Origin of the sequence: Ramlibacter paludis, assembly GCF_022012305.1 — a bacterium.
Lineage (GTDB): Bacteria > Pseudomonadota > Gammaproteobacteria > Burkholderiales > Burkholderiaceae_C > Ramlibacter > Ramlibacter paludis.
On the sequence record NZ_JAKLTM010000002.1, the window covers coordinates 220,287 to 231,012 of the forward strand.

General features: G+C 69.4%; 13 protein-coding genes. 8 read left to right on the top strand and 5 right to left on the bottom strand.

Going from position 1 to position 10,726, the window contains the following annotated elements:
- The first annotated feature begins 3 nt into the window (after window positions 1–3).
- From LZ009_RS07775 to LZ009_RS07785, 3 genes are read left to right on the top strand one after another with little or no spacing between them, the layout of a single operon-like run.
- A complete protein-coding gene (locus LZ009_RS07775) occupies window positions 4–1,575 on the top strand; it encodes a methyl-accepting chemotaxis protein (protein ID WP_275697336.1) in 1,572 nt (523 codons plus the stop codon).
- Window positions 1,576–1,602: 27 nt separating this feature from the next.
- Window positions 1,603–1,923 (top strand): cupredoxin domain-containing protein, encoded by a 321-nt coding sequence (locus LZ009_RS07780; protein WP_275697337.1) that lies wholly within the window; start codon window positions 1,603–1,605, stop codon window positions 1,921–1,923.
- Window positions 1,920–2,330: a c-type cytochrome gene (locus LZ009_RS07785; RefSeq protein ID WP_275697338.1), complete on the top strand. Its 411-nt coding sequence runs from the start codon at window positions 1,920–1,922 to the stop codon at window positions 2,328–2,330. Before LZ009_RS07780 ends, LZ009_RS07785 begins: the two co-directional genes overlap by 4 nt.
- 6 nt (window positions 2,331–2,336) lie before the next feature.
- Here LZ009_RS07785 and LZ009_RS07790 read toward each other — a convergent pair whose 3' ends face one another.
- Window positions 2,337–2,993, bottom strand: a complete 657-nt coding sequence (locus tag LZ009_RS07790; protein ID WP_275697339.1) for an ankyrin repeat domain-containing protein — start codon at window positions 2,991–2,993, stop codon at window positions 2,337–2,339.
- Between the two features lie 117 nt (window positions 2,994–3,110).
- On the opposite strand from LZ009_RS07790, the gene LZ009_RS07795 reads away from it, so the two are divergent.
- Complete coding sequence (locus tag LZ009_RS07795; protein WP_275697340.1) at window positions 3,111–4,829, top strand: pyrroloquinoline quinone-dependent dehydrogenase; 1,719 nt, start codon at window positions 3,111–3,113, stop codon at window positions 4,827–4,829.
- Between the two features lie 4 nt (window positions 4,830–4,833).
- Complete coding sequence (locus LZ009_RS07800) at window positions 4,834–5,415, top strand: c-type cytochrome (protein WP_430300211.1); 582 nt, start codon at window positions 4,834–4,836, stop codon at window positions 5,413–5,415.
- Here the strand turns inward: LZ009_RS07800 and LZ009_RS07805 are convergent, their stop codons facing one another.
- The 3 genes from LZ009_RS07805 to LZ009_RS07815 all read right to left on the bottom strand — a co-directional run bounded on the left by LZ009_RS07805 (window position 5,416) and on the right by LZ009_RS07815 (window position 8,411).
- Window positions 5,416–5,679: a hypothetical protein gene (locus tag LZ009_RS07805; protein ID WP_275697341.1), complete on the bottom strand. Its 264-nt coding sequence runs from the start codon at window positions 5,677–5,679 to the stop codon at window positions 5,416–5,418.
- Window positions 5,680–5,823: 144 nt separating this feature from the next.
- Window positions 5,824–7,437: a gamma-glutamyltransferase family protein gene (locus LZ009_RS07810; RefSeq protein WP_275697342.1), complete on the bottom strand. Its 1,614-nt coding sequence runs from the start codon at window positions 7,435–7,437 to the stop codon at window positions 5,824–5,826.
- 5 nt (window positions 7,438–7,442) lie between these two features.
- Complete coding sequence (locus tag LZ009_RS07815) at window positions 7,443–8,411, bottom strand: Bug family tripartite tricarboxylate transporter substrate binding protein (RefSeq protein WP_275697343.1); 969 nt, start codon at window positions 8,409–8,411, stop codon at window positions 7,443–7,445.
- An 82-nt stretch (window positions 8,412–8,493) separates the two neighbouring features.
- On the opposite strand from LZ009_RS07815, the gene LZ009_RS07820 reads away from it, so the two are divergent.
- The 3 genes from LZ009_RS07820 to LZ009_RS07830 are packed head-to-tail and all read left to right on the top strand — an operon-like array spanning window position 8,494 to window position 10,305.
- Complete coding sequence (locus tag LZ009_RS07820; RefSeq protein ID WP_275697344.1) at window positions 8,494–9,375, top strand: LysR substrate-binding domain-containing protein; 882 nt, start codon at window positions 8,494–8,496, stop codon at window positions 9,373–9,375.
- Window positions 9,372–10,010 carry an endonuclease III gene (gene nth, locus LZ009_RS07825; protein ID WP_275697345.1) on the top strand — a complete coding sequence of 213 codons (639 nt, stop codon included), beginning with the start codon at window positions 9,372–9,374 and terminating at the stop codon, window positions 10,008–10,010. Before LZ009_RS07820 ends, nth begins: the two co-directional genes overlap by 4 nt.
- 16 nt (window positions 10,011–10,026) lie before the next feature.
- Complete coding sequence (locus LZ009_RS07830; RefSeq protein ID WP_275697346.1) at window positions 10,027–10,305, top strand: hypothetical protein; 279 nt, start codon at window positions 10,027–10,029, stop codon at window positions 10,303–10,305.
- Window positions 10,306–10,315: 10 nt separating this feature from the next.
- On the opposite strand, the gene LZ009_RS07835 is transcribed toward LZ009_RS07830, so the two are convergent.
- Window positions 10,316–10,720 (bottom strand): hypothetical protein, encoded by a 405-nt coding sequence (locus LZ009_RS07835; RefSeq protein WP_275697347.1) that lies wholly within the window; start codon window positions 10,718–10,720, stop codon window positions 10,316–10,318.
- Window positions 10,721–10,726 lie beyond the last annotated feature (6 nt).

The following is a 10,726-nucleotide window of genomic DNA, read 5'->3' on the forward strand; positions in this document are numbered from 1 at the left end:
CCCATGAGCAAGGCGGCCGCCACGGCGGACACCTTCGTTCCCTTCGCGTCCGCGACCGGGGGCGAGGCGCCGGAGCGGCGCGGCCGCCCGCGCAGCGCGGTCGCGCGCTGGAAACGCCAGCTCACCTGGTTCGCCACCAGCCTCACCGCGCTGGTGGTGGTCGTCGCCGGCATCTCGGCGCTCGCCATGTGGCTGGTGATCTCCGAAGTGGAGCGCGCGCAGGCGGCCGACGAGGCCCGCTCGCGCGCCGCCGTCGACACGCGGCTGGCCGTCGTCGAAGTCGAAAGCCTGCTCGCCCGCACCATCGCCGAGGAAGACCCGGCCAAGGTCCGCGCTGCCGCGGTCGCTTCGATCGCCGCTGCCGCGCGCCTGGAAGACGCGGTGACCGCGTTGCGCGCGGCGCTGCCCGGCAACGCCAACGCCGAGGAAATGGGCCGGCTGGTCGAGAACGTCAAGGAGCCGCGCGTGCAGGTGATCGTGCTCGCGCGCAAGGGCGCCCGCGCCGAAGCCACGGCCGCGCGGCAGGCGATCGCGGAGCCGCTCAAGCGCATCGACACCGTCTCCACCAGCCTGCTGGAAGACCAGGCCGCCGCGCGCCAGATGGCCGGCGAGCAGCGCGCCGCGCTGTTCCAGCGCATGCTGTTTGCCCTGCTCGCGACGGCGGTCCTCAGCACCGCGACGGGCATCCTGTTCTACCGGCGGCTGCAGAGGCGCTTCTCCCCGGTGGAGCAGCTGCTGGAAGAAGTGGCCCACAGCGCCGGCGAACTCGCCTCGGGCGGCCAGGAGCTCGACGGACTGAACGGCGAAGTACAGCGCTCCAACCACGCGCTGCGCGTGCTGCTGCAGCGCTTCCAGGAAGCCGCGCAGACCATGACGCAGGAAGCCGACGGCTGCTTGCAGGGCGTGGAGCAGCTCGATCGCACCTGCCAGGAATCGGCCAGCATGTCGCGCCGCCATGCCGAGGAAGCCGCCGGCGTCGCCGCGCAGATCGGCGCGACCACCGCCCGCCTGCACGCCCTGCTGGAGACCACGCAGGCGCTGGGCCACAGCCGCGGCGAGATCGCGCGCTTTGCCGACCAGATCGAAAGCATCTCTTTCACCACCCGCCTGCTGTCCTTGAACGCGGCGGTGGAAGCCGCGCGCGCCGGCGCGGCCGGCCGCGGCTTCTCGGTGATCGCCAGCTCGGTGCGCAAGCTGTCCGAAGACACGCAGGAGGCCGCGCTGCAGATCCGCCGCGCCAGCGAAGACATCACCCGCGGCCTGGCCGCCACCACGCAGTCCGTGCAGGAAACCAGCGAAGCCATGGACGCCGGCGCCGGCCGCATCGCCGCGCTCGACACCTCCGCGCGCTCCAACCAGGCGCTGGCCGAAGGCATGCACCGCGAAGTGCAGGGCCTGCGCGGCAGCTTCCAGCGCCAGGTGGAACGCGTGCGCTCCATCGACCAGGCTTCCCAGGCCGTGGGCGAACAGCTGGCCGACGGCGACCGCCATGCGCAGCTGCTGGACACCACCTCGACCTCGCTGGCCGGCACCTCCTCCGCGCTGTTGCAGCGCCTGTCCAACCTGCAGGCCTGACCTGCGCCAACCACCCCCGGAGCTCCCATGACCCGCATTTCCGCCCTCGCTCTCGCTTTGTGCGCCCTGTCCATCGGGCAGGCGCAGGCCGGCGAACACGTCGTCACCCAGAAGGGCAAGGCCTTCTCCACCAAGAAGATCACCGTGCAGCAGGGCGACAGCGTGCGCTTCGTCAACGACGATCCCTTCGCCCACAACATCTTCTCGCTCTCCGACGTCAAGAGCTTCGACCTCGGCTCCTACGGCCAGGGCCAGTCGAAGGCGGTCGTGATGGACAAGGCCGGCACGGTGGACGTCGAGTGCGCGGTGCATCCCGACATGAAGATGACCGTCGAGGTCAGGAAGTGAAGCGTGCGGCCCTGCTGGCCGCGGCGCTGCTGCTGTCCCTGCAAGCCGCTGCGCAATTGAGCAGCGCCTACGCGCAGGTGGTCACCACGACGGCTCGGCCGCTGCTGGCGCGCGACGGGCCCGACGCGACCGTCTTTCGCGGCAGCCTGGTCTTCTTCAACTACTGCGTCACCTGCCACGGCCCCAATGCCGACGGCAACGGGCGCGCCGCGCGCCTGTACGATCCGCGCCCCGCGAACCTGCGCGCGAGCGACAAGAACGCCGCGTACATGCGGCTGATGGTGCGCCTCGGCGGCAAGGGCATGGGCCGCTCGGAGTTCATGCCGCCCTGGGGCGAGGAACTCACCGACGAACAGATCGGCGACGTGGTGAGCTACCTGCAGTCGATCAACGTCCGCCACCAGTAAGGCGGCTCAAGGCGCGAGCAGCTGCGCCAGCTTCGGCTGGTTCGCGTCGCGCGCGATGTCCGCCGCCGTCTTGCCGCGGTCGTCGCGCAGGCTGCGGTCGGCCCCGCGCTCCAGCAGCAGCTTCGCCGTTTCCTCCTGCCCCTGCCCCGCGGCCCACATCAGCAACGTGAGCTGGGCGTCGAGCCGCGCGTTGACGTGGGTTCCGGCCTGCAACAGCGCCAGCAGGCAGTCGGTGCAGCCTTGCGCGGCCGCATAGGTCGCGGCGGTCTTGCGGATGCGGTCCACCGGCTCGATACGCGCGCCGGCCGCCAGCAGGCGTCGCACCAGCGCGCCGTTGCCGGCAAAGCTGGCGCCCATCAGCGGCGTCACGCCGGCCAGGTTCGCAAGATTGACGTCGGCCTTCGCGGCCAGCAGCACCTCGACCAGCTCGGCATTGCCGCGGCTGGCAGCGAGGTTCAGCGCCGAGTCGCCGTTGCGGTCACGCGAGTTGGCGTCGGCGCCGTCCGCCAGCAGCTCGCGCGTGCGCGCCAGGTTGGCGGCGCGCGCGGCCACCAGCAACTGGCCGTTCATGTTGATGTTGTCCATGCCCTTTTGGGCAAGTGCGCCCAGCGCCTGCCCCGCGAGCAGCAGGACCAGCACGATGCGGGCGATCCGGTAGGCCATGCGCCACCTCCTTGTCTTGGAGACGCGAAATCATCATACTGGCCCGGACCGCGATCAACAGCGGCCAGCCCGACGCTTGCGCGCCGGACTTCACTCACCCGACGAGGAGAAGTCTTTATGCAAGTCGTACCCCCCCTCCCCCATTGGCTTGCCGCACTCGGCCTCTGCGCCCTGGCGGCGGCGGCGCCCGCGCAGGAAATCCAGGGCCAGCGCAGCGCCGGCCCCAGCATGATCGTCAAGGCCCCGGACGTCTCGCAGGCCATGCTGAACGCGGCCGACCGGCAGGACGTCAACTGGCTGCACACCAACGGCGGCTATGCGCAGCAGCGCTACTACCCCGGCTCGCAGATCAACACCGGCAACGTCAAGCGCCTGCGCCCGGTGTTCCTGTTCCAGACCGAGGTGAAGGAGTCGATGGAAACCGCGCCCATCGTGGTGGACGGCATCATGTACATGACGACCGCCTTCAACCACGTGTATGCGCTGGATGCCGCGAGCGGCCGCCAGTTCTGGCACTACAAGCACAAGATGGGGCCGATCACCACCTTCTGCTGCGGCCCCAACAACCGCGGCGTGGCGATCGAAGGCGGCCGCCTGTTCATGGGCACGCTGGACGCCAAGCTCGTGGCACTGGACGCGAAGAGCGGCCAGCTGCTGTGGGAAACGCAGATCGCCGATCCCGAAAAGGGCTACAGCGAAACGATGGCGCCGACGGTCGTCGACGGCAAGGTGCTGATCGGCACCAACGGCGGCGAGTACGGCATCCGCGGCTTCGTGAAGGCCTTCGACTCGAAGGACGGCAAGCTGCTGTGGACCTTCTACACCATCCCCGAGAAGGGGCACGAGGGCGTGTGGGCCGAGAACGACCTCACCGGCCGCAACATGAAGCGCAACATCGCGGCCGAACGCGAGTCGCTGGCGCGCGACCCGAACTTCTACCAGACGCTGGGCGGCGGCGTGTGGATGAATCCGGCGGTCGACCTGCAGACGCGCACGATCTTCTTCGTGGTGGGCAACCCCTCGCCCGACCTGTTCGGCGCGGAGCGCCCGGGCGACAACCTCTACACCGACTCGATGGTGGCGGTGGACCTGGACACCGGCGCCTACAAGTGGCACTCGCAGTACATAGCGCACGACGTGTGGGACCTCGATGCGGTCAGCCCGCCCATCCTGGTCGACGCGCGCGATGCGAGCGGCAAGATGGTTCCGGCCGTGCTCCACGGCGGCAAGACCGGCCACGTGTACGTGCACGACCGCGCCACCGGCAAGCTGATTCGCTACTCCGAGGCGATGATCCCGCAGGAGAACATGTGGGTGCTGCCGACCGCGAACGGGGCGCGCATGCTGCCTGGCGCCAACGGCGGCGTGGAGTGGTCGCCGATGGCCTTCCACCCGAAGTTTCGCAACGTCTACGCGCTGAACCTGCACCAGCCCATGACCTACCACGTGGAAGCCAGCAAGTACCCGGGCGGCAAGCTCTGGCTGGGCGGCGCCTTCAAGGTGATCGAGGGCGAAAAGCAATGGGGACGCCTCGCGGCCGTCAACATCGACACCGGCAAGATGGCCTGGAAGTTCGACACCGAGCAGCCCCTGATCGGCGGCGCGCTGGCCACCGGCGGCGACCTCGTGTTCTACGGCGAAGGCAACGGCCTGTTCCGTGCGCTGCATGCGGGCACCGGCCAGCTGCTGTGGGAATTCAACTGCGGCGCCGGCGCCAACGCCATGCCCGTCAGCTACAGCGTGAAGGGGAAGCAGTACGTCGCCATGGGCTGCGGCGGCAACACCCAGCTCGATTTCAAGCGGGGCAACACGCTGGCCGTGTTCGCGCTGGATTGAAGCCTTGACGTTGCACGCCGTCTTCCTCGCCGGCGCGCTGCTCGCAGGCCTCGCACCCGCGGTGGCGCAGGACACGGAGGCCGTGCGCGCCAAGACGCAGGTCTGCGCCGCGTGCCACGGGCCGGACGGCAACGCCGTCTCGGCCGACTTCCCGAGCCTGGCCGGCCAGACCTGGCGCTACCTCTACATCCAGCTCAAGGACTACCAGGAGGGCCGGCGCAGCAACCCGCTGATGTCGCCCATGGCGGCCAACCTCACGCGCGAGGACATGATTGCCATCGCGAACTTCTATGCGGCGCAGCCGCTGAAGCCATCCACCTTCAAGGTCGACGAGGCGAAGGCCAAGCTCGGCAAGGCGAAGTCGGAGGAAACGCTCTGCACCATGTGCCACCTCGGCGGCTTCCTCGGGCAGAACGAGATCCCGCGCGTGGCCGGGCAAGGCTACGCGTACATCGTCGCCCAGCTCAAGGCCTTCAAGGACCGCACCCGCACGAACGACGCCGGCACCATGACCAGCGTCGCCCGCACCCTGGGCGATGCGGACATCGAGAACCTCGGCCACTACCTCACCGGACTGCGCCCGTAGCTAGGTCGCGGGGTTCCAGCGAACCGTCACGCACTGCATGCGGTGCAGCATGCGCACGGCCTCCTGCTGGAACTGCGTCCGCTGGGCCTGCGAGAAGTCCGTGTACAGCTCGCTCAGGTCGAGCAGCACGGCTTCCCGCGGCCACGCCGCGCTGTCCACCTGCAGCACCTGGAGCAGGGAAAGCAATTGGCCCATCGTGGCCTCCCCCGCGAGGGTCACCCGGGTGTGCTGCGGGCCCGGCGTGACCTTGAAGTCGAAACTCATGTCGACTTCATGGTGACATCCCCCCGCAAGAGGGTGTGTCAACTAATCGGTCGCGTGCGGCTTGAAACTTTTGTTGCCCTGCAATTCGCACCGCCCAGCCACGAACGGCAACAATGCACGCGAACTAAGCCCCGGCCGCGTTGCTCAGAACCCAGCGGCGAGCCCGTCGCGGCGCGAGTCGCTGGCGGCCACGTAACCTTCCTTGTCCGGCTGACCCATGCGCCAGATGAACTGGCCGGCGCCGAAGTCCTGGTAGCTGTCGTTGATGACTTCCACCTGGTGGCCGCGCGCGGACAGTTCCTGCACGGTCGCCTTGTCCATCTGCTGCTCGACGTTGATCTCGAGGCCGCTGTTGAAGCGCCAGCGCGGCGCGTCGCAGGCCGCCTGCGGGCTCTGCTTGTAGTCGAGCATGCGCACGGTGGTCTGCAGGTGGCCTTGCGGCTGCATGTTGCCGCCCATGACGCCGAAACTCATCACCGGCTGGCCGCCCTTGGTGAGGAAGGCGGGGATGATCGTGTGGAAGGGCCGCTTGCCCGGGGCCACCTGGTTGGGCCCCGGCTTCAGGCTGAAGCCGTGGCCGCGGTTCTGCAGGCTGACGCCGAACTCCGGCTCGACGCAGCCGGAGCCGAAGCCCATGTAGTTGCTCTGGATGAAGCTGACCATCATGCCGTCCTGGTCGGCGGCGGTCAGGTAGATCGTGCCGCCCTTGACGAAGTTGCCGGCGCCGAAGGCCTGCGCCTTCTTCATGTCGATCAGCCGGGCGCGGCTCGCGAGGTAGGCGTCGTCGAGCAGCTGCTCGGTCGTCACCTCCATCGCGGAACGCTCGGCCACCTGCTTGTAGACGTCGGCGAAGGCCAGCTTCATGGCTTCGATCTGCACGTGCTGCGAGTCGGCGCCGTCGACCTTCATGGAGGCCAGGTCGAACTTCTCCGCAATGCCCAGCGCCATCAGCGCGGCGATGCCTTGCCCGTTGGGCGGGATCTCGTGCAGCGTGTAGCCGCGGTAGTCACGCGCAATCGGCGTGACCCATTCCGGCTGGTAGGCCGCCAGGTCCTTCAGCGTGTGGACGCCGCCGTTCTGCGCGCTGAAGCGGGCCAGCGCCTCGGCGATCTCGCCTTCGTAGAAAGCCTTGCCCTTCGTTTCCGCGATGCACCGCAGCGCGCGCGCCGCCGCCGGGAACTGGAACAGCTCGCCGACGTTGGGCGAGCGCCCGCGCGGCAGGAAGCTCTGGGCAAAGCCGGGCAGCGCGCTCAGCTCCGGCCGCGCCGCCTCCCACTTCTGCTGCACGACCACGGGCATCAGGTAGCCGCGCTCGGCGATCTCGATCGCGGGCTGCAGCAGGTCGGCGAAGGGCAGCTTGCCGTAGCGCTCCGACAGCGCGGTCCACATGCCGACGGCGCCGGGGATGGTGGCCGAATCGATGCCGCGCTTGGGCGGCGTGGCGGCGGCGGCGCCGTACTTCTTCTCGAAGTACTGCGGCGTCCAGCCGGCGGGGGCCGGACCCGAGCCGTTGATGCCCTGCAGCTGCTTGCCGTCCCACAGGATGGCGAAGGCATCGCTGCCCAGGCCGTTGCTGACCGGCTCGCAGATGGTCATGGCGGCGGCGCATGCGATGGCCGCATCCACCGCGTTGCCGCCTTGCCAGAGGATGCGCAGGCCGGCCTGCGCGGCCAGCGGATGCGAGGTGGAGACGACGTTGCGCGCGAAGACGGGGATGCGCGTGGTCGGGTAGGGATTGTGGAAGTCGAAGTGGTTCATGCTGTTCAATCGGCGGTGAGGCCGCGCGCCTGGATGATCTTCTTCCACTTCGCGCGGTCCTGGTCGGTCATGGTGGCGAATTGCTGCGGCGTGCCGCCGGCGGGCTCGATGCCCAGGCGCGCGAGCCGCTCCTTCACGTCCGGGTCCTGCAGCGCCGCATTGGCCGCCGCATTCACCTTCGCGACGAGGTCGGCCGGCATGCCCTTGGGGCCGTACAGGCCGAACCAGGTGACCGACTCGAAGCCGGGCACCGTGTCCGACACCGGCGGCAGGTCGGGCAGCAGCGGCGAGCGCTTCAGGCTGGTGATGCCCAGCGCGCGCAGCCGGCCTTCCTTCACGTGCGGCAGGCCGCTGGGCAGCGAGTCGAACAGCACGTCGACCTTGCCGCTCACCAGGTCGGGAATCGCCAGCGCGGTGCCGCGGTAAGGGATGTGCACCAGGAACAACCCGGACTGCGCCTTGAACGCCTCCGCCGTCAGGTGGACGATGGTGCCGTTGCCGCTGCTGGCGTAATTGAGCTTGCCGGGGTTCTTGCGGGCGTAGTCGACCCACTCCTTCACCGTCTTGGCGGGCGAGCTGTTCGGCACCAGCATGATGCTGGGCGCATTGCCGACGTGGGCGATGGGCGCGAAGTCGGCCACCGCGTCGTAAGGCAGCTTGTTGCCGAAGCTCGGGCCGATGCTGTGCGTGCTGCTGGTGGCGAGCAGCAGCGTGTAGCCGTCGGCCGGCGCCTTGGCGACGATGTCGGAGCCTATGGTGCCGCCGGCGCCGGGCTTGTTGTCGACGATCACGTTCTGGCCGAGGCGCTCGCCCAGCTTCTGCGACACGGCGCGGGCAAAGATGTCGGTGGCGCCGCCGGCGGGGAAAGGCACCACCAGCCGGATCGGCTTGTTGGGGTAGCCCTGCGCCTGCGCGGCGGGCATGGCGAGGCCGGCCGCCAGGGCCAGCAGGAGGGGAGCGAACAGCTTCTTCATCCGGCCATCATAGGAAGCGGCACGCCAAAGCAAAAGCGAAACTTGCTTTAGCGGTCCTAAAGCATTGCTTTACGATGGCGGCATGAGCAGCATCCGCCTCCTGCGCACCTTCTCGGCCGTCGCGGCCGAGGGCTCGTTTGCCGCGGCCGCCGCCCGCGTCGCGCTCACGCAAGCGGCCGTAGGCCAGCAGATGCGGGCGCTCGAGTCCGAACTCCGTCGGCCCTTGTTCGAACGGCAAGGCAAGGCCGTGGTGCTCAACGAGGCCGGCCGGGCGCTCGTGCCGCAGGTGCGCCGCCTGCTGGCGCTGTACGAGCAGCTGCTGGCGCCCGCGGCGGCGGCCGGCGGCATCGCCGGCACGGTGAACCTGGGCGCCGTGGTGTCCGCGGTGCGGCCCTTGCTCCAGGCCACGCTCGCCCTCAAGGCGCGCCACGCGGCGCTGGAGCTGCACGTGTCGGCCGCCAAGTCGATCGAGCTGATCGAGCGGGTGCGCTCGGGCGAGCTCGACGCGGCGCTGGTGGTGCGCGAGCCCGGTGCGGCGCGGCCCGAACTCGCCTGGACCCCGCTCTATGCCGAGGCGATGGTGCTGGTGGCGCCGCGCAAGCTGCCCGAGGCGACGCCGCGCTCCATCCTCGAAGCGCAGCCCTTCATCCGCTTCGACCGCACCCAGCACACGGGCCACCTGGTGGAGCGGACGCTGCGGCGGCTGCGGGCCAAGCCGCAGGAGTTCCTGGAGCTCAACGCGCTGGAAAGCATCGTGGAGCTGGTGCGCTCGGGCCTGGGCGTGACGCTGGTGCCGCTGCTGCGCGACGCGCGCTGGCAGGCCGACCCCAAGCTGCGCGTCGTCGAACTGCCGCAGGCGGAGGAGCGGCGCATCGCGCTGGTGCAACGGCGCGACTCGGAAAAGGCGGCGATCATCGCCGCGGTGGTGGGGCAGTTCCAGGGCAAAACTACACTCGCCCAATGAGAGACCGCGACGTCGAACCCTTTTTCGCCACCTTGCGCGCAGCCAATCCGCTGCCGACGACCGAGCTGGAATTCAGCACCGTGTTCGAGCTGCTGGTGGCCGTGCTGCTGTCCGCCCAGGCCACCGACGCCGGCGTGAACAAGGCCACGCGCGGCCTCTTCCACGCCGCGCACACGCCGCAGGCGATCCTGGCGCTGGGCCGCGAAGGCCTGGAGGAGTACATCAAGACCATCGGCCTGTACCGCATGAAGGCCAAGCACCTGATCGAGACCTGCCGAATCCTGGTGGAACAGCATGGCGGTGAAGTGCCGCGCGACCGCGAGGCGCTCGAGGCCCTGCCCGGCGTGGGCCGCAAGACCGCCAACGTGGTGCTGAACGTCGCCTTCGGCGAGGAGACGATGGCAGTCGACACCCACATCTTCCGCGTCTCCAACCGCACCGGCCTGGCGCCGGGCAAGACGCCGCTGGAAGTGGAGATGAAGCTGGTGCAGCGGGTGCCCAAGGAATACAAGGTCGACGCGCACCACTGGCTGATCCTGCACGGGCGCTACGTCTGCGTGGCGCGCACGCCCAAGTGCTGGCAGTGCGCGGTCATCCAATACTGCGACTACCAGCCGAAAACACCGCCGCCGTAAACGGCGACAATGCCCCATGGACGACAAGGAACTGAAGGAAACGCTGGAGGTGCACACCGCCAGCATCCAGGGCATGCTCGACAACCAGCTGTTGCTGGCCGCGCAGGTGCAGGTGCTGCAGGCCGCGCTGGCCACGGTGCTGCTGCACCACGCCGACCGGCCGGCGCTGCTGCGCACCTTCAAGGGCTACATGAAGATCTCCAAGGAAGGCACGCCCCAGCTGGCGAAGCACATGGAGGCGCTGGAGGGCGGCATGCTGGCGCTGCTGGGGCAAGGGACCGAGCCGACGGCTTGATCCCGGGGCGTCAGACGCTCCACTCCCCGAACGCGAACCGGAACACCCGCGGCGCCTTCTCGCCCGGCCGCTGCATGCGCAGCTCCAGCTCCTTCGGCCGCGGCTTCAACGCGACGAACTTCAGCACCCCGGCGCGGTGGCTGCCGCCCGGCCCGGCGCCTTCCCAGGCCAGCGGCTTGACCTGGCGGCCGTCGCCCAGCAGCACCACGCTGTCCATCAATTCGTCGTTCAGGCGGGTGCCCCGCGACTCGAGCGCGATGGCGAAGTCCCAGATGCCGTTGCCGGCGTCGAGGTTGCCGGGCGTCACGGCGACGGTGACGCCGTGCGCGACGCTGCGCTGCGTCGCGCTCGGCCAGGCGGCGACGCCCACCGAGATCAGCAGCGCGAGGATGATTGCGAACTTGCCGTTGCCCATGCGCCC